The sequence below is a fragment of the Bosea sp. 29B genome, assembly GCF_902506165.1.
Taxonomy (GTDB): Bacteria; Pseudomonadota; Alphaproteobacteria; order Rhizobiales; family Beijerinckiaceae; genus Allobosea.
Genome location: NZ_LR733817.1, coordinates 5,338,690 through 5,362,417, shown reverse-complemented (window position 1 = coordinate 5,362,417; position 23,728 = coordinate 5,338,690). Strand labels below are relative to the sequence as shown.

The window sequence follows — 23,728 nt, the reverse complement described above, 5'->3', positions numbered from 1 at the left end:
AGCGCAGACCCGAGAATCTCTGGATGAGAAGGTGCTATTAGAGTCTCAGCCGGCCTGAGATGCTCGGGTCAAGCCCGAGCATGACGGCGCCCCTCGACTTGTTCAGCCCGGATTGCGCCGCCTGATCTCGACGCGCTCGGGTGCGTGCGTGATCACGTCGACGATGGCGAGATCGGGCCGGTCGAGGCGCGGCAGTCCATCATCCTCGCCGGCGCGGCGGGTGACGACGAGGCTGCTCAGTGCCTTGTGGCCGCCGAGTCGCGAGCGCGCCAGCGCCGGCTCCAGCGCCGCGGGGATGACGAGATGGACCATGCGCCCGCCTTCCAGGCAGGCGCGCAGATCGTCGAGCATGAACAGGCCGAGCGGCAGCAATTCGACGCCGGTCAGCAATGCGATGCCGGGGCCGGTCGCGAGCGCTGCGAGATCGCCGCCGACCAGCGTGGTGACGATGCGCGATGAGGTGAGCGGCTTCAGCACGCGCGAGATCTCGAGCGCCTTGGCAAGCACCTCCTTCTCGCTGACTGGGAAGGGGCCGGCGAGGCTGTGGCCGTCGACGACGCGGATCGGCGCCCGGACCGCAGCCGGCGGCAGAGCCGACGGCGTGGCACCGTGGCCGAGCAGCGGCTCCAGCGCCGCGACGCCGTCCGGTACGCGCGCCCCGAAGCCGCCGATGAAGCGCATGCCGAAGGAACGGGCGGCGACGTCCCGGAGCAGGTGCAAAGGCTGCAATTCGCCGATCCGCGGCACGCCCAGCGCCATGACGGCGCCGGAGCGCTCGATAATGGGCAAGAGTTCCGTTTCCTTGGCATGCGTCGGCAGGAGCATCGGCGACAGGCCGGCCCGCAGGCTGGCAAGGATCGAGATCAGCGCCTCAGGGCCGAGCGGCGCCAGGATCGCGACGCAGGCGCCGGGCTGGGGCTTGGCGAGGAGGAGAAGGTTGGCGAGCCGGTCGACGCGGCCGTCGAGCTCGGCGAAGCCGAAGGCATTGGGGGAAAAATCGCTCCAGTCGCGCCGGCCCGGCGGGTCGCGGAAGGCCGGCTCATAGCCGCGACGGGCGGCGAGCGCCTTGAGCAGGCTGTCGAAATCGAGCCCTTCGACCAGCGCGCCGATGGAGATTTCGTCGGAGCCCATCCGCATTGCCGGACCTAGTTGGCGGGCGCGGGCGGGGAGGGCGACCGCGCCAGCGTCTCATTGGAGAAGAAGAATTTCGGTCGCCGCTTGGGCAGGGAGATCTCGCGCGCACGCGCCAGCCACGTCTCCGGCAGATAGTAGAGCGGCACGACGTAGAAGCCGGACAGCAGCAAACGGTCGAGCGTGCGCACCGTGGCGACGAAATCCTCGCGCGTTCGTGCCGCCAGCAGTGCCTGCAGCGTCGCGTCGATGGCTGGCGAGCGCACGCCGGCATAGTTGAGCGCGCCCTTGCGCTCGGCATTGGCCGAGCCCCAGCGTCCGATCTGCTCGTTGCCGGGCGAGGCCGAGGCCGGCCAGGTCCACTGGATCATGTCGAAGTCGAAGGTCGAGAGCCGGCGCCAGTACTGGACGTCGTCGATCAACCGCACCGAGACGGTGATGCCCAGGCGGGCGAGCGAGGTCGCATAGTTCAGCGCCAGCCGTTCCTGCGGGCGGTTGGTGACGGTGATCTCGAAGCCGAAAGCCTCGCTCTGGCCATCCTTGCGCAACTGCCCGTCGTCCAGCCGGTAGCCGGCGGCTTCCAGCAGATCGAGCGCGCGACGCGCCTGGTCGCGGTCGCGGCCGGAACCGTCGGTCGCGGCCGGTGCCCAGGTTCCGGCGAGGATGTCGTCCCGCACGGCGCCTGGAAAAGCCGCGAGCAGCGCCTTCTCGCGCTCATCGGCGGCTACACCCAGTGCCGAGAGCTCGCTGTCGGCGAAGAAGCTGCCGGCACGGCGATAGACGCCGTGGAACAGGTTGCGATTAGCCCATTCGAAGTCGAACAGCATCGCCAGCGCCTCGCGGACGCGGATATCGGCGAATTGCGGGCGGCGTGTGTTGAAGACCAGCCCGGTCATGCCCTTGGGCGTCTGGAAGCGGAACGTATCGCGGACGATCCGGCCATCGCGCACGGCGGGCACGTCATAGCCGGTCATCCAGCGCGTCGGGTCGCTTTCAAGGCGGACGTCATAAAGCCCAGCCTTGAAAGCTTCGAACAAGGCATTGGAATCGCGGTAGAAATCGTAGCGGATCTCGTCGGCGTTGAAGAGGCCACGTGTGAGCGCATGATCCTCAGCCCAGAAATCCTTGCGGCGCTTCAGCCTGAGCATCTCACCGGGCTTGACCTCCTCAACGAGGTAGGGACCGGAGCCGAGCGCCGGTTTGAAGCTGGTATCGCCGAACTTCTCGGCGTTGGTCGCGTGCTTGGCGAAGATCGGCATGGCGCCGATCACCAGCGGCAATTCACGGTTGGAACCGTCGCCGAGCTCGAAAACGACGCGATCGGGCGAGGGTGCCTCGACCTTGGTCACTCGCGCCAGGCTCGAGCGATGGAACGGCTTGCCCTTGGTCTTCAGCATCTCGAAGGTGAAGATCACGTCCTCAGCCGTCACCGGCTTGCCATCGGAGAAGCGGGCGCGCGGATCGATCTCAAAGGCGAGGCGGGTCCGCTCCGTGTTGAGCTCGACCTTGCTCGCCAGCAAGCCATAGGCGGTGAAAGGCTCGTCGGCGGAGCGGAAGAGCAGGCTCTGCTGGACATAGCGCGGCACTGCGTCGGGGGCGACACCCAGCACCACCAGCGGATTGAGGCTGTCGAAGGTGCCCTGCTGGCCGTAGATGATTCGCCCGCCCTTCGGCGCCTGCGGATCGGCATAGGGCAGGTGAGCGAAACCCTTGGGCAGCTCCGGCTCGCCATGCATGGCGATGGCGGCATCGTTCTCGGCCGCTGCAGCGCGCAGGTTCCCGATCGGCCCGAAAACCGCCAGGCCCGCCAGGGCGAGCCCGAGACACCAAGCGGAACGCGCCGCTGCGCTGAAAGGTCGATGCATGCTCGAAACTGATTCCCTGCCGCAGGATAACATGCGATCAAACTTGTCGCGCCGGGCTCTTCGGGGCTGGAAACCTGCGACGGAACTCGCTAAACGCAGGCCGGGCGTCATCCAAACGCCGCAATCTCGCTTGATGTGCTCACGCCGCCACCGGCTCCGGCACCTTGCTGGTTGAGCCTTGGGTGATGCATGCCGCCGGATACGGCGGCCGAACCAGTTTCATGGTCAAGGAAACGCAGATGTCAGCTTCGACCCGCCTGTCCCGGAGCCAGGGCGCCACCGCGAAGAGCACGGTCCGCGGCCTCGTGCTCATCCTGGGCGCCGCCGTCGCTCTAGCTCCGATCGCCGCGAGCGCGCAGCAGGCGCAGCCGCAGCGCCCGGCGAGCCGCCCGGCCGCGCCGGCGCAGCAGCCCGCTCCGGCTCAGCAGCCGGCCCAGGGCCAGGCTGCGCAGACCGGCCCGACCGTCGTCCAGGTGAAGCCCGAGCCGTCGCAGACGAGCTGGACCAAGGTCTGCGGCAAGGACCCGGCCGCCAACAAGGAAATCTGCTACACCACCCGCGACTTCGTCTCGGACCAGGGCCAGCCGGTGCTTGCCGCCGCGGTTTACGACGTCAAGGGCGACGCCAACAAGATCGTGCGCTTCCTGATGCCGCTCGGCCTGCTGCTGCAGCCGGGCATCCGCTTCGGCGTCGACAACGCGCAGCCGACGCCCGGCCGTTACGCGATCTGCTTCCCGAACGGCTGCTTCGCCGAGGCGCAGGTCAAGGACGACTTCATCAACGCGATGAAGAAGGGCACCACCCTCAACATCAGCGTGCAGAACCAGGGTGCGCGCGAGGTCACCTTCGCCATCCCGATGGCTGACTTCGCCAAGGCCTTCGACGGCGCGCCGATCGATCCGAAGGTTCTGGAAGAGCAGCAGAAGGCGCTGCAGGACGAGCTCGCCAAGCGCCAGGAAGAGCTGCGCAAGCGCCTCGGCGGCGCCGAGGCCACGCCTGGCGCGGCGCCGGCCCCCGGTACGCCGGCCGCCCCGGCTCCGGGCGCGACGCCCGCGCCGGCTCCGAAGCCCTGATCGATCGACCAGGTAAAATCGCTATCGACGCCGGGCCTCGTGCCCGGCGTTTTCATTTGTTCAAGGGGTCGCGCGCTCGGTGCGCTTGACCTGCTGCCAGAGCTCTTCGAGCTCCTCCAGGGTGGCCTGCCGCGGCTCGCGCCCCTGGCGCTCCAGCGCGGCCTCTATGCCCGCGAAGCGCCGTTCGAACTTGGCGTTGGCGGCAGTCAGGCAGGCCTCGGGGTCGGCATCGACATGGCGAGCGAGGTTGGCCACCACGAAGAGCAGGTCGCCGATCTCCTCCTGGATCGCAGCCTTGTCGCCGCCGGCGAGCGCCTCCTCGATCTCGGCGGTCTCTTCACGGACCTTGTCCAGCACGAGGCGAGCATTGTTCCAGTCGAAGCCGACCGTCGAGGCCTTGGCCTGCAGCTTCCAGGCACGGGTCAGCGCGGGCAGGGTGGTCGGCACGCCGGCGAGCACGCCCTTGGCCTCCGGAGGCTCCGGCAATCCGGCCTCGGCTCTGGCGCGTGCCTTGTCGGCCTTCTCCTGCGCCTTGATCTGCCCCCAGAGCGCCTTGACCTCAGCGGGTGACAGATCGCGCACATCGCCGAAGACATGCGGATGCCGGCGGATCAGCTTGGTGGTGATCGCCTCGACGACGTCGGGAAAGGCGAAGCTGCCCTGCTCCTGCGCCATCTGGGCGTGGAACACGACCTGCAGCAAGAGGTCGCCAAGCTCGTCCTTGAGATCGACGAGATCGCCGCGGGCGATGGCATCGGCGACCTCATGGGCCTCCTCGATCGTGTAGGGCGCGATCGAGGCGAAGTCCTGCTCGAGATCCCAGGGGCAGCCGGTACCCGGGGTGCGCAGCGCGGCCATGATCTCGATCAGGCGCTCGATGTCGCGAGCTGGCTTCATCGCTGCAATCCTTCTCAGGTTGGGGTAGCGTCCTCCCATGATTCAAGTGACCCCGTCCATCGCGATCGACGACAGCGAGATCGAGGAGAGCTTCGTGCGCGCCTCTGGTCCGGGCGGGCAGAACGTCAACAAGGTCTCGACCGCGGTCGAGCTTCGGTTCGACGCACGCCGCTCGGCCTCGCTGCCCAATGACGTCGCGCTCCGCCTGATGAAGCTCGCCGGCAGCCGGCTGACGCAGGATGGCGTGATCGTCATCATGGCGCAGGAGCATCGCAGCCAGAGCCGCAACCGCGAGGAGGCGCTGGCGCGGCTGGTCGAGCTGATCAGGCAGGCGGAAGTGCGGCCGAAGGTCCGGCGGGTGACCAAGCCGACCAAAGCCTCGAAAGAGCGGCGCCTGGCCTCGAAGGAGAAGCGCTCCTCGGTCAAGTCGACCCGCGGCAAGCCGAGGTTCGACTAGCTTGGCGTCAGGGCGGGGCGGAGAGGCGGCGCCGGGAGAGCGGCCGGCGCCGAGACTGGTCGATGCGGCCTATCTGCGGCGAGCCGCGCTCTATTATCTCGAACGCTATTCGGTCCCGGCGGCGCAATTGCAGCGTGTCCTGATGCGCAAGGTCGAGCGCAGCTGCCGGCATCACGGGCAGGACCCCCAGGCCTTTCGCACGGCGGTCGAGGAGATCGTCAGGTCCTGCGTCGCCTCGGGCCTCGTCGATGACCGCCGTTTCGCCGAGGCGCGGGCGCAGAGCCTGCGCCGCAAGGGGCGCTCGGCGCGGGCCGTGGCGGCCGGGCTTGCGACCAGGGGCGTCGAGCGCGGCCTTGTCGCCGAAGTGGTGGTGGCCGACGAGGAGGCCGAGCTGGATGCCGCGCGCATCGCCGCTCGCCGCAAGCGCCTCGGACCATGGAGCCGCGGTGATCGCGCCGCTCAACGCCAGAAGGATATCGCCGCGCTGGCGCGGGCCGGCTTCAGCCTGGCGATCGCCCGCGCCGTGATCGACGACGCGGGCGAGGGCGGGTGACCGCCGGACAGATCAATCAGGCTTGACGTTGGCCTCGGCCACGACCTTGCCCCAGCGCGCGACCTCGACCTTGACGAAGTCGCCGAAGGCGGGGCCGTAGAGGTTCGGGATTTCCGAGCCGTTCTTCTTCCAGGCCTCGGTCACCATGGGCGTAGCCAGCGCTTTCTGCAGCTCGGCCGTCATCTTCGCGACGATCTCGGGCGGCGTGTTCTTCGGCGCCCACATCGCATACCAGGTCGAGACCTCGTAGCCCGGCACGCCGGCTTCGGCCGTGGTCGGGACATCGGGGAAGGCGCTGGCGCGCTTGGGCGCGGCGACGGCGAGCGCTCGCAGCGTGCCGCTGGAGATCTGCGCGGCGGAAGAGCCGAGCCCGTCGAAAGCGAGGTCGACCTGGCCGGCGACGAGATCCTGCATCAGCGGACCGGCGCCGCGATAGGGGACATGGGTCAGATTGATCTTGGTGGTGAGCTTGAACAATTCGCCGGCGAGGTGGTGCGTGGTGCCGTTTCCGGCCGAGCCATAGTTCAGCTTGTCGGGGTTCTTCTTGGCGAAGTCGATCAGTTCCGCCAGCGTCTTGGCCTGGACCTTGCCGGGATGGACGACCACGACCTGCGGCGGCTGGGCGATCACCCCGATCGGGATGAAATCGGTCTGGATGTTGTAGTCGAGCTTCGGGTAGAGCGCCGGCGCGATGGCGTGGTGCGCGGCACCGATGAAGAAGGTGTAGCCGTCGGACGCGGCCTTGGAGGCGGCCGAGGCGCCGACCGTGCCGCCGGCACCGCCGCGATTGTCGATCAGGATGCGCTGGCCGAGCTGCTGTTCGAGCTGGGCGGCGAGGGGACGGGCGAAGGCGTCGGTGCCGCCGCCGGCCGGGAACGGCACGATGAAGCTGACGGGCCGCTGCGGCCAGGCCTGAGCCGTTGCCGGCGTCGCCGGGACGAGCTGGGTGAGGGTGGCGAGCGCCAGCGCGCCGAGCCAGCCGGACTTCGACATCGATTTGATCTCCCTTGGACTGTCCGGACTCTTCAAGGTCCTTGCGATCGCTTCAGGCGAAATGCCGAGCGTTGCGGCAGATTAGGGCATCGCGACGCCTGAATGGCAACCCGACCAAAGCAGGGTCTGCCGGCTCGTCAGCTGCCAGCTGTCGCGCGTGTCGGTACGATCAGGGTCCAGACCTGGGTGAGAACAGTCTCGTCGCGCTGGTTTGTCGTGGTGACCTCAAGGTCCATGAACCCGCGATCCGGGCGGCTGCGTGACGGGCGGGTCCGGAGCACCTCGGCGGTCGCCTTGAGGCCGTCGCCCGGGCGCACCGGGCGGTGGAAACGCAGGTTCGCGAATTCGGCGCCGACGATGGGATTGCCGCCGAGCAGCCTGGCATCGACGAGAAGCCGCATGGTGATCGCCAGCGTCTGCCAGCCGCTGCCGACCAACTCGCCGAAGATCGTCTGGCGGGCTGCAGCCTCATCGATATGCATGGGCTGCGGGTCGTAGAACTCGGCAAAGGATCGGATCAGTTCCGCCGTCATCTCGAAACTGCCGGAGGCGATGCGGTCGCCAGCGTCGAAGTCCTCAAGATATCGCGGCTCGGTTCGGGCAGGCGCACCGTCCTTCATGTGCATGGGCCTTCCTCTTGTCTGGGCAAGCCGATGCAGGCAAAGTCACTTCAATTTTTGAAGGGAGTCAATATGGGCTGGTCCGAGGTCGGAGGCACTCTCTGCCCCATCGCGCGTGCGCTCGCGGTCGTCGGCGATCGCTGGACGATGCTCATCCTGCGCGAGCTCTTCCTGGCGACGCGGCGTTTCGAGGAATTCCAGGCCCAGACCGGCATGTCGTCCCATCTGCTCTCCAGCCGTCTCAAGCGTCTGGAGAGCGACGGCGTAATCTGCCGGCGCCGCTACAGCGACCGTCCGGCTAGGCATGAATACCGCCTGACGGAGAAGGGGCTCGCCCTCTACCCGATCCTGCTCGGCCTCAAGTCATGGGGCGAAAGCTGGGGCGGCTTCGAGGCCGGCGATCCGCCTGCGCTTGAGGTGGTTCATTGCGGCTGCGGGCAGGCGACAAGCCTCACCTTGACCTGCTCGGCTTGCGGCGAGCCATTTGGCGCTCATGACGCGCGAGCGCGGATCGGAGAAGCGTTCGCGCAGGAACGCGAGGAGCGCCACAGCGCGTTTCGCCAGCGCTGAGACACGGAGCAGGGCAGCCGAGCGTGTGCGGCTGTCAGGATCGCCGTGACCGGAATCGGCCGGGAAATCCGGGCGTTTTGCATCACGTCGAAGCCAATGGGTTGGCAGGAGTGTTGACCGCGGAGATTGACATTCGTCGGTCATTTACGTTGATACCAACGTACATAAAACGCCGAGCTTGTTGTGCATGGCAGCTGGCTTGAACCTTCTTCGCCAGGATGCGTTTGGCGATGAGCTGGAGCCGCATGGGCAATCGCTGGTTGGCGAAGACCTGCTGCGATGCCCTCGGACAATGATGGCTTCGCCAAAAGCGCGGGCTGGGGCTCGACTATCCTGGGCGCGTTCCGGTCGGTCGATGCCGTCCGCTTTGCGCCGATCGCAAACGAAAAATGGGAGACGACCATGAAGATCGTGACCAGCCTGAGCTTCCAGGGTCAGTGCCGCGAGGCGTTCGAGTTCTACGCCAAGATCCTGGGCGGCAAGATAACCGCCGCCATGCCCTATGGCGACGGTCCTCCGGGCATGCCGATCACCGACGAGAAGTACAAGAGCTGGCTGATGCATTGCTGGCTCGAGGTCGGCGATCAGGCGCTGATGGGCGCCGACATGGACACCGCCTGGGCCCATAACATCGACAAGCCCAAGAACGGCTTCGACGTGACACTGCACACCGACGACAAGGCCCAGGGCCAGCGCTGGTTCGAGCAGTTGGCTGACGGGGGCAGGGCAGTGATGCCGTTCAGCGAAACCTTCTGGTCGCCCGGCTTCGGCTCTCTCGTCGACAAGTTCGGGATCCCGTGGATGGTCAACACTATCCCGTCGGCCGACTGGAAGCCGCCGCAGGGCTGAGCCGGCCGGATCCGCAAAAAAAAGCGACGGGATGTCGGCAGGGCGAAGGCCGATGCGTCCTTGCGATACCGAGCGCACCTGCGAGGCCCAGGACGGCTGACCGGGGCGCTCATCGAACATCCCGGAGAAGACCATGAACCAATCCTATCGCTGGGTGATCGTCGCCGCAGGCGGCCTGCTCGGCTGCGTCGCGATCGGCGCCATGTTCTCGTTGCCGGTCTTCCTGCGGCCGATGTCGCAGGATACCGGCTGGTCGGTCACCGGCATTTCCACGGCGATGACGATCGGCTTCCTCGCCATGGCGGCGGCCAGCATGGTCTGGGGCAATCTCTCCGACCGCTATGGGCCGCGCCCGGTGGTGCTGACCGGATCGATCGTCCTGGCTGCGAGCCTGGCGCTCGCGAGCAGGGCGGGTTCGCTGGTCGAATTCCAGCTGCTCTTCGGCCTTTTCGTCGGTGCGGCGACTGCGGCCGTCTTTGCGCCGATGATGGCCTGCGTCACCGGCTGGTTCGACACGCAGCGTGGCCTTGCAGTCTCGCTCGTTTCCGCTGGCATGGGCATGGCGCCGATGACCATGGCGCCGCTCGCAGCCTGGCTGGTCACCATCCATGACTGGCGTGCCTCGATGCAGATCATCGCCGGCATCGCGGCGGCACTGATGATCCCCGCGGCGCTCCTCGTACGGCGCCCGCCCGCCTTGGAGGCAGGCGGTATGCAGGCCGAGACGGCAGTCGAACCCCAATCGGAGATGAGCGTCGGCCAGGCGGTGCGCTCGCCGCAGTTCGTCACGCTCATGCTGGCGAACTTCTTCTGCTGCGCCACCCATTCCGGGCCGATCTTCCACACGGTGAGCTATGCCGTGACCTGTGGCATCCCGATGCTCGCGGCCGTGTCGATCTATAGCGTCGAGGGGCTGGCCGGCATGTTCGGCAGGCTCGGCTTCGGTCTGGCGGGAGACCGGTTCGGCGCGCAGCGAGTCCTGATCCTCGGACTACTGGCCCAAGCCTTCGGCGTGCTGGCCTATGCCTTCGTCGGCGAGCTCGGCGGCTTCTATGCCGTGGCGGTGATCGTCGGCTTCATCTACGCCGGCACCATGCCGCTCTATGCGGTGATCATCCGCGAGAATTTCCCGCTGAAGATGATGGGCACGATCATCGGCGGCACGGCGATGGCCGGCAGCCTCGGCATGTCGACCGGCCCGCTGCTCGGCGGCGTGATCTATGACCGGTTCGGCACCTACGCGCCGATGTATGTCGGCTCCTGGATCCTGGGTCTGGCGGCGATGCTGATCCTGTGGACCTTCCGGCCGTTTCCCGAGAAGCGGGAAGAGATGGTCATGGCGTGAAGCGCGCGCGCCTCGTGATGGCGCGTGCGTTCAACGTGGTCAGCTCATCGCTTCGACGCCTGGTGCAGTTGCGCCAGGCGTTGGATGACAGAGTGGAGGGACTGGAGAGCGAGGCGCTCCACCAGCCTAAATTCGATTCGCATAAGACATATTATGGAACTTAAATTGACACCCGGAAATGCCGCTTCGATGCCAGCCTATCTCTCGACCGTCAGCTTCATGCCATCGAACGCTGCTTCAATGTTGTCCGGCAAGCGCTTGGACAGGTTGGCATAATCGAGATCGACATGGAGGTTGGTCAGGATCGCGCGGCGCGGCTTCATCTGTGCGATCGCTTCCAGCGACTGTTCGAGATTGAAGTGGCTGGGATGCGGCGATTCACGCAGGCAGTCGAGGACGAGCGTGTCGAGCCCGCTCATCGCCGCCATCGCTTCTGGCGGGATCGCGCTGACATCAGGCGCATAGGCAAAATCGCCGAAGCGGAAGCCGAGCGCGTCATAGTTCGGGCCGTGCTCGAGGCGGAACGGCAATGTCTCGATCGGTCCGCCAGCGCCGTCGATCACGAGCGGTTCGCCGGCTGCGAGCGGCTTCAGATCGAGGATCGGCGGATACAAGCTGCCGGGCGGCGTCTCGAACAGATAGCCGAAGCGCTGGCGCAGCGTCGCGGCCGTTACGGCATCGGCGTGGACCGGGATGCGCTTGCGCATATGCAGCACGAGCGCGCGCAGATCGTCGATGCCATGGGTGTGGTCGGCATGGTCGTGGCTGAACAGCGTCGCGTCGAGCCGGTTGATCTCGGCTGACAGGAGCTGCTCGCGCAGGTCCGGCGTGGTGTCGATCAGCACGCTCGTCGCGCCGTCCGCGCCGCGGCGCTCGACCAGTAGCGAGCAGCGCCGGCGCCGGTTCTTCGGATTGTTCGGATCGCAGGCGCCCCAACCGGAACCCGGTCGCGGCACGCCGCCGGATGAGCCGCAGCCGAGGATGGTGACGGTCAGGCTCATGCGGCGGCGCAAGCCTCAGGCGACCCGCGCCACGGGCGCGGCGTGGTCCATCTTCCAGTAGCAGCGCCTGGCGTTCTCGGTCGTGATCCTGGCGATCTCATCGAAGGAGACGCCCTTGACCTCAGCCAGAACCTTCGCGGTCTCGACGACATAGGACGGTTCGTTACGCTTGCCGCGATAGGGCGTCGGAGCGAGGTAGGGCGCGTCGGTCTCGACCAGCAGATGCTCCATCGGGATATCGCGCGCGATATCGCGTAGCGCCTGCGAGGTCTTGAAGGTCAGGATGCCGGAGAAGGAGACGTAGAGCCCGAGTTCGACGCCGGTGCGGGCCAGCATCTCGCCAGCGGTGAAGCAGTGCAGGATGGCGGGGAAGGCGCCCTTCCCCATTTCCTCGCGCAGGATCGCCGCCATGTCCTCATCGGCCTCGCGCGAATGGATCACCAGCGGCAACTGGGTCTCGCGGGCCGCGGCGATATGGGTGCGCAGGCCTTGTTCCTGCGCCTCGCGCGGGCTCTTGTCGTAGTGATAGTCGAGCCCGGCCTCGCCGATGGCGACACAGCGCGGATGGCGTGACAGCGCAACCAGTTGCCCGGCGGCGACGTCGAGCTCCTCATGGGCGCCATGCGGATGCGTGCCGACCGTGCACCAGACCGACGGGAAACGCTCGGCCAGCGCCGCATAGGCCGCAAAGCGCGCGACGCGGGTCGAGATCGTCACCATCCGGCCGACGCCGGCCGCTTCGGCGCGGCCGACATAAGTCGCGACCTCCTCGGCAAAATCCGGGAAATCGAGATGGCAATGCGTATCGATCAGCATCAGGCCGCCTCGCCGCCTTCCGGCTCGACATAGCGCGGGAAGACCGCGCTCGGCGCCGGTAGCGCCGTGCCTGAGCTCAGGCGGCCGGCCTCGCCGAGCGACGCGAAATTGCGCGCCTCCGCGGGAACCGCCAACAGGTCGAGCAGCCTGGCCATGGCCTGCGGCATCACCGGCTGGGTCAGGATCGCGATCTGCCGGATCGTCTCGATCGTGACGTAGAGCACCGTATCGCGCCGGGCCGGGTCGCTCTTGGAGAGCTTCCACGGCTCGTTGTTGGCGAAATAGCGATTGGCCTCGGCGACCACGGCCCAGATGTCCGCCAGCACGACATGCAGGGCGAAATCCTGCATGGCGGCGCGCGTCTTCGCCAGCAGCCCGTCGGCCTGCGCCAGCATGGCGCGGTCGCCTTCCGTCAGCGTACCGGCCGACGGCACCCTGCCCTCGCAGTTCTTGGCGATCATCGACAGCGAGCGCTGCGCCAGATTGCCGAGATCGTTGGCTAGGTCGGCGTTGATGCGCCCGACGATGGCCTCGTGGCTGTAGTTGCCGTCCTGGCCGAACGAGACCTCGCGCAGGAAGAAATAGCGGAGCTGGTCGACGCCATAGGCATCTGCCAGCCCGAACGGGTCGACGACGTTGCCGACCGATTTCGACATCTTGGCGCCCTTGTTCAGCAGGAAGCCGTGGCCGAAGACGCGCTTCGGCAGCGGCAATCCCGCCGACATCAGGAAGGCCGGCCAGTAGACCGTGTGGAAGCGCACAATGTCCTTGCCGATGATATGGACATCGGCCGGCCAGTAGTGCCAGCGCGGATCGCTCTCGTCCGGGAAGCCGCAGCCGGTGACGTAGTTGTTGAGCGCGTCGACCCAGACATACATCACATGCTTCGGATCGCCCGGGACGGCCAAGCCCCAGTCGAAGGTGGTGCGGCTGATCGAGAGATCCTCGAGCCCACCCTGGACGAAGGAGACGATCTCGTTGCGGCGCGTCTCCGGCGAGACGAAGTCCGGCACGTCGCGATAGAGGGCGAGCAGCTTGTCTTGATAGGACTTCAGACGGAAGAAATAGCTCTCCTCCTCGACCCATTCGACTGGCGTGCCCTGCCCGCCCAGGCGCGTGCCGTCAGGCTGGAGGGTCGTCTCCTCCTCGCCATAGAAGGCCTCGTCCCGGACCGAGTACCAGCCGGAATATTTGGCGAGGTAGATATCGCCATTGGCCTCCATCCGGCGCCAGAGCTCCTGCGTCGAGGGCAGGTGGTCGGCGTCGGTGGTGCGGATGAAGCGGTCGAACGAGCAGCCGAGCCGCCGCTCCATCTCCTCGAAGCGCACGGCGATGCCGTCGACGAAATCCTTCGGCGAGAGCCCGTTTTGCGCAGCGGTGCGCTGCACCTTCTGGCCGTGCTCGTCGGTGCCGGTCATGGCGAAGACGTCATAGCCGTCGAGGCGCTTGAAGCGGGCGATCGCGTCCGCCGACACCATCTCATAGGCGTGGCCGATATGCGGCGGGCCGTTGGTGTAGTGGATCGCGGTCGTCAGATAGAACTTCGGGGCCGAGGCCATGGTCTGTCCGGTCGTTTCAACTGGTTTCAGGCCGCGCGCGAACGGGAAACCGCCTCCGACAGATCGTGAAACAGCGACATGACGAGGGGGCGGCGATCGAGATTGTAGGTTTCGACCTCGTTCGCGGCGCGTGCAAGTCTCTCCCACACCTCCGCGAGGGGCGCAAGCCGGGCCGGGCCGGCAGCGGCATGCGCATGGAGGTGCGCGCCGAGCCAGCCCTGCACGGTCTCGATCATGACCGCGAAATCGGCTTCGCCCGCCCTGCCCGCGACATCCTCGCCGAGCGCCAGCAGCGCGGTCAGGTCGACCGCGGGCAATGCGTCGAGCCGCGCCCTTACCGCTTCGACCAGCGCCAGCGTTTCCGGGTCGACATAGGTCAGCGTCCGCTTGACCGAGCCTTCGGACAGAGTGGCGGCGCGGCCGAGCGCCGAGGCGTCATAGGGCAGGCGCATGCGCTCCAGCGCGATCGCGCCGGCCTGGGCGACGTCGTCCTCGCTGAGCGGCTCGAAGGACAGCAGCCGGCAGCGCGAACGGATCGTCGGCAGGACGCGGCCGGGCGCATGGGCGACGATCAGGAAGAGGCAGCGCGGCGGCGGCTCCTCGAGCAATTTCAGCAGGGCGTTAGCGCCTGGCCGGTCGAGGTCCTCGGCTGAATCGACGATCGCGACGCGCCAGCCGCCCTCGCCCGCGCTGGAGCCGAAGCGGTCGATGATCCGGCGCACGAGATCGACCGGGATATTGCTGGTGAAGCTCTTGCCGTCCGGCTTGGCGATGCGCCGCAGCAGATGCAGGTCGGGATGTGACTGCGCCGCGATCTTGCGGGTGGCCCCGTCCGTTTCCGGCACGGCGAGGTCGCGGGCGGCTTCGGCGCGACGCAGCGGATCGCCATCGGCAAGCATGAAGCGGGCGGCGCGATAGGCGAAGCTCGCCTTGCCGACGCCCTCGGGCCCGCCGAGCAGCCAGCCATGGTGCATGCGGCCGGAGCGCAGCGCCGTCAGGAAAGCCTCCTCCTGGCGCTGATGGCCAATGAGCGCCAGCGTCTCGCGCGGATGCGGCGCGTTGGGCAGGCGGTCGGGTTCGTTGCTCGATTCGATCATGCCGGCGCAATCTGCGGCAAGGGCAGCCGGCTGGAAAGCGCCTGCCAGGCGGTTTCCGCCAGCGTCTCCGGCGGAAGGCTGGCGTCGAGCACGACGCAGCGCTGCGTTTCGGCGGCGGCGATGTCGAGGAAGCCCTGGCGCAAGCGGCGGTGGAAGGAAATCGTTTCGCTCTCGAAACGGTCTGTTGCCTCGCCGGGTTTCCGGCGGCGGGCCGCGCGCGCCAGCCCAGTCTCGGGCGCGAGATCCAGCATGAAGGTCAGCTCAGGCATCAGGCCGGCGATTGCGACCGCTTCCAGCGCTGCGAGCTTGTCGGCGGCGATCTCGCCCAGAGTGCCTTGATAGACGCGGGTCGAATCGATGAAGCGATCGCAGATCACCCAGGCTCCTCGCTGGAGCGCCGGCCTGATGCGGCTGTCGACATGGTCGATGCGGGCAGCCTGGAACATCAGTGCCTCGGCGAAGGCGCCATAGGGCTTGATCCGCCCAGCGAGCAGCGCCTCGCGGATGCGTTCTGCCTTGGGCGAGCCGCCAGGTTCGCGTGTCAGCTCGACGATAAGCCCATGCGCCTCCAGCCGCGCCGCGAGCGCCTTGGCGAGGGTCGACTTGCCGGCCCCCTCCCCGCCTTCGAGCGTGATGAAATGCCCGGTCGCAGGCTGCACCTTTGTTTTGGCCACGCTCAGCTCCGCTTCCAGGCCTTGCGGACCCAGCCGGTCGCGGCCTCCATCAGCGCATCGAGCGCCCGCTGCTGCAGGCTGCCGGCTGCGACCGACTCGGCAGCATAGAGCGGGATCTCCAGCGTCTTGATCTCCCCGCGCGTGACCAGCAGGCGGCCAATCTCCGTTCCCTTTGCCACCGGCGCCTGCAACGGGCCGCGATAGACGATGCGGGCTGCGAGGCGTTCGCTGCTGCCGCGCGGCACCAGCAAATTGACGGGCCCTTTGGCCTTCAGCGCGATGCGCCCTTTCTCGCCACCGAAGACGCTGGCCTCGCCGATCGTCTCGCCCTCGGCGAAGACCTGGCGCTGCTCGAATGAGCGGAAGCCCCATTCGAGCAGCTTGCGGGCCTCGCTGGCACGATCGCGCGCATTCTTCAGCCCGTTGACGACGACGATCAGCCGTTGGCCCTTCTGCGCGGCCGAGCCGACGAGGCCGTAGCCGGTCTCGTCGATATTGCCGGTCTTGAGCCCGTCGGCGCCGATATCCATGGCAAGCAGCGGATTGCGATTGCTCTGCTTGATCTTGTTCCAGGTGAAGTCGCGCTGGCCGAAGATCCTGTAGAGCTCCGGATAGGTCTTGATGATGTGGTCGGCCAGGAAGGCGAGCTCGCGCGCCGTCACCTTCTGCTGCGGATCGGCCATGCCGGTGGCGTTTCGGAACTGCGACTTGGTCAGCCCAAGCGCGTGGACGCGCTCGGTCATGATCCTCGCAAAGCTGGCCTCATCGCCCGCCACCGCCTCGGCCAGCGCGATCGCGGCATCGTTGCCGGAGTGAACGATCAGGCCCTGCAGGATGTCGCCGAGCTTTACCCGGCTATTGACGATGGCGAACATGGTCGAGCCGCCGGAGACGCCGCCACCCTTGCGCCAGGCGTTCTCCGAGATCGAGATCTCGGTCTCCAGCGTCATCTTGCCGGCTGCGATCTCCTGGAAGGCGACGAGCGCGGTTGCGAGCTTGGCGAGGCTCGCCGGCACCATCAGCTCGTCGGCAGCCTTCTCATAGAGCACGGCGCCGCTGGCGGAATCGAGCAGGATCGCGTAGGGCGCGGCCGACTGGAACGCCTGCGCGCGGGCAAGCCCCGGAGCCAGCGCAAGCAGCAGGGCGAGCACCGCGAGAATTCCGCCGGAGACTGGCGAATAGCGGGCGTGCGCCATCCCTGATCGACCTTGCGTCATATCGAGATCAGATGATGCGCCAGTCCGGGCGGTCAAGCCCGGGACAGGATCAATTCCGCGCCAGCGGCTGCTGCTTAGCTCCGGTGGACAGCGGCGAGCCCTTGGCAAGACGCAGGGCCGATGCCTTCTCGGTGGCGGCAGGGAGGCTGGCGGTGCGCGGCACCGGCAGCGGCGTCGTCACATTCGGACGTAAGCCCAGGACCGGCTTGCCGGCATGGCCGGCGGCACCGAGATCGAAGGGCCGGGACGGCGGCAGGCGGACGCCGCTGATCGGGACACCTGCCGCGGAGGACGAGGTCGCGACGCTGGCGACAATCGGGCTCTGCACAGCGATGGTGCGCGGCTGCTCGGGAGCATAGGCCTGGATGACGGGCTGCGCGTCGACCGGCGCAGGCTCAGTGCGGACCGGCGTCGGAGCGGGAGCGGGCCTGGCGGCCTCGTCGTCGAGATCCGGCCCGGCAGAGCGGCCGAGATCGACCTGAGATGCGGCGCTCGCGATCATGGTGCGGCTGCTCTGGCCCGGGATCGAGGCCGCCGAGCCGTCCGTGCGCAGCGAGGCGAGCAGCATCTGGTCGTCGGAGCCGGCGAGCGAGGCCTGGCCGAGATACTCGATCTTGACGCGCGCCGTGCCGAGATGCCGGAAAGCGAGCGCATCGGCCGTCTTCTGCGAGACGTCCATGACACGGCCGCCATGGAACGGGCCACGATCGTTGACGCGCACGATGATCGAGCGGCTGTTGGTGACGTTGGTGACGCGGGCATAGGCCGGCAGCGGCATCGTCGGATGCGCGGCGCTGATGCTCATGCGATCATAGACTTCGCCATTGGCGGTGCGGCGGCCATGGAAGGCCTCGCCGTACCAGGAGGCGGTGCCGACAGCAGTGTAGCCGACCGGCTTCTCGTAAGGGGTGTAGCGCTTGCCGGCGACGGTATAGCTGCGGCCGATCAGCTCGCGGCCGCCGCCCTTGGGCACCGGCTGGCCATCCTCGACGACGCGGGCGCTGGCGGGGCCATATTTCGAGGACGGGAAGGCGCCGATCTCTTTCGACTTGCCGCGGCGGGCGACCTGGTTGTTGGCGCAATTGGCGAGAAACAGGCCGGCCAGTACGACGCAGCCGAGGCGGGTCGCCGTGGACAGGGAGGACGAAGAGCTACGAGGGGCGTCGCCGGACTCTGCCACAGAGGAGGTCTCCGCCGCTGCGCTCGTGCCTCGCATCATGCCGCATTCCTGTTCGTCGCGCCGAAAACGCTGCGCCGCCCAAGCCACGATCGTGGCAAGGTCGCAGTTTTCGACCAATTCCATTAAGGGATCGTTAAGCGGCGGCAGCGCGAACGCATGACCGTCAACGGAAACCCAGCGCTGCCCTTGGGCGGGCATAAAGGTGTCGGAAATGCGGCATCTGTCAATCTGCCACCTTTCCGTCGCCATTTTTCGGTGGAGCGTGACCCAGCCGCAACGCCCGAGCGGGCTTCATGGCGCGGCTTGACGAGATGGGCGGAGCTTCACCGCAACCTCTTGAAAATGCGCGTATTCTCCGGAGTCGGGGCAAAGATTGCCATGATCGCTCCGCATGCGGCTTGCAAAAATCGGCTAGGAACGGCAATGACGGGGCGCCGGAAGGGTGGCCGAGTGGTTTAAGGCAGCGGTCTTGAAAACCGCCGTGGGTGCAAGCCCACCGTGGGTTCGAATCCCACCCCTTCCGCCAGCTTTTGCATTGCGCGATGCCGCCGGCCAATCGATCGCGCGGGCCGAGTTCGGACTCACGTCCTCGCTCTCCGCCATTTGTTCTTGGAGCACGACGCGCCCGCCTCTTTTGTTGCCGCAGGGCCGGAAACGCGAAGCACGAGTCTGAAGCCTTCGGAGATCGCGGTCTGGCTGTCGAAGAGCAGTCCTGTCCGCACAATGTAAAGGCGGCGCTCTGGCGCCGCCTTCTTTGTCTTGTCGAGTGGTTTGATGCTGGGCGATCGAGGTTCGCCGCTCAGCAGGCCCGGCATTCGAAGGGCTGAACCTGCGCCCGGCCCTGCAGGATGACGATCCGCTCGGCTGCGCCGCCAGGCCTGACCCGGATCACCCCTTCATCCTCGCATTCGTCGAGGAAATAGGCCGGGAGTCCGGCACGCAGGGCCTTTTCGATCGATTGCTTGCGGAATTGCTTCAGCTTCTCTTGGTTCATGGCGAGATCCGCTTCACAGGAGGCGATGGCACCCTTTCATCGGCATTTGGGGTCTGGCTCGCTTTCTTCAAGCATTCGCATGGCGCCCACCCGCCCAGAACAAGCGCCGGCACCATCTCACGACGGAAGCACAAAGTTCGCTCGGCTCTTCGATGTCCGCCTGAGGCTGGCGCGTACCGGCCCCTCTGCCTAACAATCGTCGCCGGCCGATCACCGGGCCGATTTCACGACGGAGGGCAGCGCCATGCTGGACTGGACCACTTATCGCACCGAGCTGAAGGGCCGCGTCGGCGATTTCGGCAAGGCTGCGCCGGAGGCGCTTCGCGGCTATGTCGCGCTGGCCGGCGGGGCGGCCAAGACCACGCATCTGGACGCCCGCACGCGCGAATTGATCTCGCTCGCCGTTGCCGTCACCACGCGCTGCGACGGCTGCATCACGAGCCATGTCGATGCGGCGATCAAGGCCGGGGTCAGCCGCGAGGAGATCGCCGAGGCGCTCGGCGTCGCGATTGCGATGAATGCAGGTGCGGCGCTGGTCTATTCCGCGCGCACTCTCGACTGCTTCGAGCAGATGACGGCCCCTGCTCCGGCGGCGGCCGCCGAATAAAGCCGGCCTCTCACGAAGGAGCCGTGACCTGCCTCCGAAGGGGCTCATGCGAGCGCCATATTGCCGTGGCAAAGTGGCGCTGGAAGCGCGGAACGCCCCATGGCGTTCCGTCGTTTCCTTGTCGACCGCAAGGAAACCAGGAGGACGAGATGAGTCATACTGGCAAGGCCGAGCGCGAGATCCGCAAGATCGCCTATGCGCTCTGGATGGAAGAAGGACAGCCGGAAGGCCGCGACCACGAGCACTGGGAGGCGGCAAAGGCGATCTGGACCTTCCGCAATCGCAGCGAGGAGACCGTCGATCACGGCGCGGAGGACGAGCTCAAGGGCGAACGAGCCCGCCGCCGCGAGCAGGAATGGCTGTCCTGACTTAGGCCCTGCGGGGGCTGTGGTTCGCCCGCAGCCCTGCCATTCGCCCTCCGCATGATCGCAACCGAAGACAAGCGGTCGCGACGCGCCCACATTGTGGTCGAAGGTGTCAGCGGAGGCGAGGCATGACGCAGCATGTGGAAGCTGACCGGGCCGAGGTCGTCGAACGGCCCGATGTCGGGCGTTTCGAGCTCGATTTCCCGGGCGGCCAGGCCTTCGCTGTCTATCGCAGCGATGGCGACCAGATTGTCGTGACCCATACCGAGGTTCCGCCCGCGTTCAACGGGCGCGGTATCGGCTCGCAGCTGGCCGAGGGTATTTTCAAGATCGCCCGTGCCAGCGGGCGGCGCGTGGTGCCGCGCTGCTCCTTCGTCGCCGCCTGGGCGCATCGCCATCCCGACTACCGCGACGTGCTGGCCTGAGGGCCCTCGCCCGTCTCGACTTGCTTCGCGCCGGCCGATCGCGTTTGAAAGCTCCGTCACAGAACGGGGCCTGCCATGCCGGACGAACTCGCCATCACCGATTTCCCGCTGCGGGCGCAGGACAAGCTGCGCTATGGCGACACCGACCGCCAGGGCCACATCAACAACGCGGTGTTCTCGACCTTCCTGGAGACCGGGCGCGTCGAGCTGATCTATGATCGCACCCGCCGGCTGGTCGAGCCGGAGACGGCCTTCGTCATCGCCCGGCTGGAGATGGATTTCCGGGCGGAGCTGCTCTGGCCAGGCGAGGTCGAGATCGGCACACGCGTCGCCTCCGTCGGCCGCAGTTCCGTCCGGCTTGAGCAGGCGATTTTCCAGGGCGAACGTTGCGTCGCCAGCGGCATCACGGTGATGGTCCAGATGGACGAGGCGACGCGCAAGGCAAAGCCGTTCTCGGATGCGGTACGGCAGCAACTGCTCGCACTGACGCCACCGAGTGCGGGGTAACGCGGCTTTGGCTCCAGAGCCAGCGACGTTCAGATTGCGGCTGGATGTAACTCATGGTTGCATGCCCCAACGTCGTCAGCGAAGGTGATGCGGGGGGCAGTTCGTCGAGCGGCCCGATTCTGTCGCCGGAGCTGTGACGGACGATGCATCAAGTCGTTGCCAACCCGGCTTCGCCGGCCGACCAGGTCACGTTCTCGGGCGAACGCCCGGTTTTCCGCAAGCTCGTGACGCGTGGCGCCCTGCTGGAGCTCGTCACCTTCGGCTTCTACCGGTTCTGGCTGGCGACCGATATCCGTCGCCATCTCTGGTCTCATACGTCAGTCGGTGGCGACCCGGCCGAGTATACAGGGCGGGCAAAGGAGCTGCTGATCGGTTTCCTGATTGCCTTGGCGATCCTTGTGCCGGTTTATCTCGCCTATTTCCTGATCGCCCTTGAAGCCGAGAGGTTGCAGGCCTTCGCCAGCCTCCCGCTCATCGTCTTCTTCTACCTGTTCACCGAATTCGCCCGCTACCGGGCGCGTCGCTATCGCGTGACCCGCACGCTCTGGCGCGGCCTGCGCTTCTCGATGGGCGGCTCGGGCTGGAGCTATAGCTGGCGCTCGGGTCTCTGGTGGCTGCTGGTCATCCTCTCGCTCGGGCTGGCCCTGCCCTGGCGGCTGGCCGCGCTCGAACGCTTCAAGATGCGCCATACCGCCTATGGCAGCCTGCAGGGGCGCTTCGACGGCACCGGCGGCGGCTTCTTCAAGCGCGCCTGGGGGCTCTGGCTCTCGGCATTGCTCGCCGTGGTGATCGTCTTCGCCACCCCGATCCTTGCGCAGACGGCCAGCCGGTCGGATGCCTTGCTGCCGTTGATCCTGATTGTGCTCTTCACCGTTCTGTCGCCTTTTGTGTACGCCGCCTTCAAAGCGATCGAATGGCGCTGGTGGGTGTCAGGATTGCGTTTCGGCGAGGTCCGCTTCGAGTCGAGCCTTGCAGCCGACGGGTTGAATGGCTGCTACTGGAAAGTGATCGGCTGGGCGTCACTTTTTCTGCTTCTATTCGCGCTCTGGTGCACAGGGGCGTTCCTATTTGTCTCCCCGTTCATCGCGACAGGTGACAATAGTCAGGAGCGCTTCCTCACGGCATCGCAGCATCCGGCGATGCTGATGATCTTTGTGATCGGCTATCTACTCGCCGCCCTCGCCGTCGGCACAGTCATTCGACTCTATCTCAACCGAGATGTCTGGAGGCTCGTCGCGCAGAGCACGGTCGTTCACAACCTGTCAGCGGCCGGCGATGTCACTGGCCAGGGCGAGGCTGTCGGCGCGGTCGGCGAAGGCCTTGCCGATGGGCTGGACGTCGCCGGCTTCTGAGTGCGGAGTCCCGCCTTGTGATGAGTGCGATCAGCGATGGCGATCACCCGGCCGTCTATCCGGCCATCTATTATGACGGGGTTTCCAGCCGCAAACGGCAGGTCGAGCTGCGCCTCGACGCGCAACTCGACATCACCGAGCACGATATCGTGCTGGCGACCTGGCGCTATGACGACATCAGGCGCGTTGATGGCAGCCGCAGCCTGAGGCTGACATCGGTCGCGGCGGCGACGCAAGCCCGGCTGGAGATCGAGGACGAGGCGGTCCAGCGCCTGCTGATGGCACGCTGCACCGCGCTCGATCAGGGTCGTGGCGGCGGTCAAGCCTGGCGGATCGTCGCCTGGTCGCTTGCCGCTGCCGCATCCATCGTACTGATGACGCTCTACGGCATTCCGCTGATCGCCGACCGGCTCGCTCCAATCGTTCCGGTCTCGGTCGAACAGCGCCTTGGTGATGCCGTCGACAAGCAAATTCGGGCGCTGATGGGTGGCAAGCACTGCACCGGCGCAGAAGGTCAGCGCGCCTTCACCAAGATGGTGGATGCGCTGAAAGCCGCCGGTGGCAGCGCCATCCCGCTCGAAGCGCAGGTATTGTCCTCACCCATCCCGAACGCAGTCGCCTTGCCGGGCGGGCGGATCTATCTGTTCGAGGGATTGCTGCAGCGGGCGCGCGATCCGGACGAGATCGCCGGGGTGATCGCGCACGAGATCGGCCATGCCGAGCATCGCGACGGACTGCGCAGCGTCATCCGGACTGGTGGCACCTCCTTCCTGTTCGGACTGCTCTTCGGCGACATCACCGGCAGCGGCGCCGTGATCTTCGCATCGCACACATTGCTCGACGCCTCGCATTCGCGTGAGGCCGAGACGGCTGCCGACGACTTCGCGATCAGGGCGATGACGCGGCTCGGCCGCTCGCCGGCACCGCTCGGGGAGTTTCTGGTCCGCATCACCGGAAGCGGCGGCAAGACGACGATTATCGACAGCCATCCCGTCAGCAGCGAAAGGCTGGAGCGGATGAAGCGGGCGGCACCGGAGACGGCTGGGCCGCCTATCCTCACCGATGCGGAATGGCAGGCGCTCAAGCGCGTCTGCGCGACCGGGTGACCTACCCGCTCCCGTCCGGCCAGCCGACCAGCTCGGTCGGCGTCCAGCGCGCTTTGCGGCGTTCGCGCCGCCCCTTCAGCGCCTCACCGCTGAAATCGCGTGGCTCGGCAGGCCTGGTAAAGCGAGTGCGCTCCTCGAGCGCATCGACATTGATCGTGGTCCAGGCCTTTCCGTCCTCGGCCATCAGCATGGCGATGTAGACGCCGCAGCGGCGGCAGAGGACGACCTGCGAGGCTTCGAGCCCAAAACGATAGCGCTGGAGCTCTGCCGGCTCGCGCACGACCAGTCGGGCCTGCGCCTTGGGATCGGAAACCGTCCGGGCATTGTGCTTGCGGCAGAAGGAGCACTGGCAGGCGCCGACGATCTCCTCCTCGGGCGGGCGCGGCAGCGCCAATTCGAGAGCAATTGCGCCGCAATGACAGCCGCCGTTCAAGCGATATGTCATGCCGGTTGGTTCCCTTCGTGCGCTGTCACA

26 protein-coding genes and 1 tRNA gene are annotated in these 23,728 nt (G+C 66.8%); 13 read left to right on the top strand and 14 right to left on the bottom strand.

All coding sequences use genetic code 11. From position 1 onward, the window contains the following. Positions 1 to 102: 102 nt before the first annotated feature. Both GV161_RS25975 and GV161_RS25970 read right to left on the bottom strand, forming a co-directional pair. Entirely contained in the window at positions 103 to 1,131 is a 1,029-nt protein-coding gene (locus GV161_RS25975; RefSeq protein WP_159650423.1) for an AMP-binding protein, read from the bottom strand. Between the two features lie 14 nt (positions 1,132 to 1,145). Further along, positions 1,146 to 2,996: an extracellular solute-binding protein gene (locus tag GV161_RS25970; protein ID WP_152014765.1), complete on the bottom strand. Its 1,851-nt coding sequence runs from the start codon at positions 2,994 to 2,996 to the stop codon at positions 1,146 to 1,148. 239 nt (positions 2,997 to 3,235) lie between these two features. Between GV161_RS25970 and GV161_RS25965 the strand changes: the two genes are divergently transcribed. Next, positions 3,236 to 4,069, top strand: a complete 834-nt coding sequence (locus GV161_RS25965) for an invasion associated locus B family protein (protein ID WP_152014764.1) — start codon at positions 3,236 to 3,238, stop codon at positions 4,067 to 4,069. A gap of 60 nt (positions 4,070 to 4,129) precedes the next feature. Here the strand turns inward: GV161_RS25965 and mazG are convergent, their stop codons facing one another. Next, positions 4,130 to 4,966 (bottom strand): nucleoside triphosphate pyrophosphohydrolase, encoded by an 837-nt coding sequence (gene mazG / locus GV161_RS25960; protein WP_152014763.1) that lies wholly within the window; start codon positions 4,964 to 4,966, stop codon positions 4,130 to 4,132. Positions 4,967 to 5,003: 37 nt separating this feature from the next. On the opposite strand from mazG, the gene arfB reads away from it, so the two are divergent. Next, positions 5,004 to 5,423 (top strand): alternative ribosome rescue aminoacyl-tRNA hydrolase ArfB, encoded by a 420-nt coding sequence (arfB, locus tag GV161_RS25955; protein WP_152014762.1) that lies wholly within the window; start codon positions 5,004 to 5,006, stop codon positions 5,421 to 5,423. 1 nt (position 5,424) lies between these two features. Next, positions 5,425 to 5,976 (top strand): RecX family transcriptional regulator, encoded by a 552-nt coding sequence (locus GV161_RS25950; RefSeq protein WP_152014761.1) that lies wholly within the window; start codon positions 5,425 to 5,427, stop codon positions 5,974 to 5,976. A 12-nt stretch (positions 5,977 to 5,988) separates the two neighbouring features. Here the strand turns inward: GV161_RS25950 and GV161_RS25945 are convergent, their stop codons facing one another. Further along, complete coding sequence (locus tag GV161_RS25945) at positions 5,989 to 6,969, bottom strand: tripartite tricarboxylate transporter substrate binding protein (protein ID WP_152014760.1); 981 nt, start codon at positions 6,967 to 6,969, stop codon at positions 5,989 to 5,991. 137 nt (positions 6,970 to 7,106) lie between these two features. Further along, positions 7,107 to 7,523: a MaoC family dehydratase gene (locus tag GV161_RS25940; RefSeq protein WP_349236845.1), complete on the bottom strand. Its 417-nt coding sequence runs from the start codon at positions 7,521 to 7,523 to the stop codon at positions 7,107 to 7,109. Between GV161_RS25940 and GV161_RS25935 the strand changes: the two genes are divergently transcribed. The 3 genes from GV161_RS25935 (at position 7,446) to GV161_RS25925 (ending at position 10,353) form a co-directional block, all read left to right on the top strand. After that, positions 7,446 to 8,159 (top strand): helix-turn-helix domain-containing protein, encoded by a 714-nt coding sequence (locus GV161_RS25935; protein ID WP_349236844.1) that lies wholly within the window; start codon positions 7,446 to 7,448, stop codon positions 8,157 to 8,159. The two genes, GV161_RS25940 and GV161_RS25935, sit on opposite strands and share 78 nt — an antisense overlap. A gap of 402 nt (positions 8,160 to 8,561) precedes the next feature. Next, the gene (locus GV161_RS25930) at positions 8,562 to 9,008 is read left to right on the top strand and encodes a VOC family protein (RefSeq protein WP_152014757.1); all 447 of its coding nucleotides are present in this window, start codon (positions 8,562 to 8,564) and stop codon (positions 9,006 to 9,008) included. 133 nt (positions 9,009 to 9,141) lie between these two features. Beyond that, positions 9,142 to 10,353 (top strand): MFS transporter, encoded by a 1,212-nt coding sequence (locus GV161_RS25925; protein ID WP_152014756.1) that lies wholly within the window; start codon positions 9,142 to 9,144, stop codon positions 10,351 to 10,353. Between the two features lie 197 nt (positions 10,354 to 10,550). Here GV161_RS25925 and GV161_RS25920 read toward each other — a convergent pair whose 3' ends face one another. The 7 genes from GV161_RS25920 to GV161_RS31395 form a co-directional block, all read right to left on the bottom strand. Continuing rightward, positions 10,551 to 11,354: an MBL fold metallo-hydrolase gene (locus GV161_RS25920; RefSeq protein WP_152014755.1), complete on the bottom strand. Its 804-nt coding sequence runs from the start codon at positions 11,352 to 11,354 to the stop codon at positions 10,551 to 10,553. 15 nt (positions 11,355 to 11,369) lie between these two features. After that, positions 11,370 to 12,170, bottom strand: a complete 801-nt coding sequence (locus GV161_RS25915) for a TatD family hydrolase (protein ID WP_152014754.1) — start codon at positions 12,168 to 12,170, stop codon at positions 11,370 to 11,372. Beyond that, positions 12,170 to 13,729 (bottom strand): methionine--tRNA ligase, encoded by a 1,560-nt coding sequence (gene metG / locus GV161_RS25910; RefSeq protein WP_152014753.1) that lies wholly within the window; start codon positions 13,727 to 13,729, stop codon positions 12,170 to 12,172. The genes GV161_RS25915 and metG overlap by 1 nt, the downstream gene beginning before the upstream one ends. Before the next feature lie 26 nt (positions 13,730 to 13,755). Continuing rightward, complete coding sequence (locus tag GV161_RS25905; RefSeq protein WP_152014752.1) at positions 13,756 to 14,826, bottom strand: DNA polymerase III subunit delta'; 1,071 nt, start codon at positions 14,824 to 14,826, stop codon at positions 13,756 to 13,758. Continuing rightward, entirely contained in the window at positions 14,823 to 15,500 is a 678-nt protein-coding gene (tmk, locus tag GV161_RS25900) for a dTMP kinase (RefSeq protein WP_152014751.1), read from the bottom strand. Before tmk ends, GV161_RS25905 begins: the two co-directional genes overlap by 4 nt. A gap of 2 nt (positions 15,501 to 15,502) precedes the next feature. Further along, on the bottom strand, positions 15,503 to 16,696 hold the full coding sequence (locus GV161_RS25895; protein WP_244624080.1) for a D-alanyl-D-alanine carboxypeptidase family protein: 1,194 nt from the start codon (positions 16,694 to 16,696) through the stop codon (positions 15,503 to 15,505). Positions 16,697 to 16,766: 70 nt separating this feature from the next. Then, a complete protein-coding gene (locus GV161_RS31395; protein WP_280179048.1) occupies positions 16,767 to 18,020 on the bottom strand; it encodes a septal ring lytic transglycosylase RlpA family protein in 1,254 nt (417 codons plus the stop codon). A 313-nt stretch (positions 18,021 to 18,333) separates the two neighbouring features. On the opposite strand from GV161_RS31395, the gene GV161_RS25885 reads away from it, so the two are divergent. Continuing rightward, positions 18,334 to 18,423 (top strand) — tRNA-Ser (locus GV161_RS25885). Between the two features lie 273 nt (positions 18,424 to 18,696). Here GV161_RS25885 and GV161_RS25880 read toward each other — a convergent pair. Further along, positions 18,697 to 18,891 carry a hypothetical protein gene (locus GV161_RS25880; RefSeq protein ID WP_152014749.1) on the bottom strand — a complete coding sequence of 65 codons (195 nt, stop codon included), beginning with the start codon at positions 18,889 to 18,891 and terminating at the stop codon, positions 18,697 to 18,699. 244 nt (positions 18,892 to 19,135) lie between these two features. Here GV161_RS25880 and GV161_RS25875 point away from each other — a divergent pair, with 244 nt between their 5' ends. From GV161_RS25875 to GV161_RS25850, 6 genes are all read left to right on the top strand, one after another. Continuing rightward, entirely contained in the window at positions 19,136 to 19,498 is a 363-nt protein-coding gene (locus GV161_RS25875; RefSeq protein WP_152014748.1) for a carboxymuconolactone decarboxylase family protein, read from the top strand. A gap of 149 nt (positions 19,499 to 19,647) precedes the next feature. Further along, a complete protein-coding gene (locus tag GV161_RS25870) occupies positions 19,648 to 19,866 on the top strand; it encodes a DUF2934 domain-containing protein (protein ID WP_152014747.1) in 219 nt (72 codons plus the stop codon). Between the two features lie 125 nt (positions 19,867 to 19,991). Then, positions 19,992 to 20,288: a GNAT family N-acetyltransferase gene (locus GV161_RS25865; RefSeq protein WP_152014746.1), complete on the top strand. Its 297-nt coding sequence runs from the start codon at positions 19,992 to 19,994 to the stop codon at positions 20,286 to 20,288. A gap of 75 nt (positions 20,289 to 20,363) precedes the next feature. After that, entirely contained in the window at positions 20,364 to 20,795 is a 432-nt protein-coding gene (locus GV161_RS25860; RefSeq protein ID WP_152014745.1) for a thioesterase family protein, read from the top strand. Between the two features lie 143 nt (positions 20,796 to 20,938). Next, a complete protein-coding gene (locus tag GV161_RS25855; protein ID WP_152014744.1) occupies positions 20,939 to 22,147 on the top strand; it encodes a DUF898 family protein in 1,209 nt (402 codons plus the stop codon). A gap of 20 nt (positions 22,148 to 22,167) precedes the next feature. After that, positions 22,168 to 23,253 carry a M48 family metallopeptidase gene (locus tag GV161_RS25850; protein ID WP_152014743.1) on the top strand — a complete coding sequence of 362 codons (1,086 nt, stop codon included), beginning with the start codon at positions 22,168 to 22,170 and terminating at the stop codon, positions 23,251 to 23,253. Between the two features lies 1 nt (position 23,254). Here the strand turns inward: GV161_RS25850 and GV161_RS25845 are convergent, their stop codons facing one another. Then, complete coding sequence (locus tag GV161_RS25845; protein WP_152014742.1) at positions 23,255 to 23,698, bottom strand: aldehyde-activating protein; 444 nt, start codon at positions 23,696 to 23,698, stop codon at positions 23,255 to 23,257. Positions 23,699 to 23,728 lie beyond the last annotated feature (30 nt).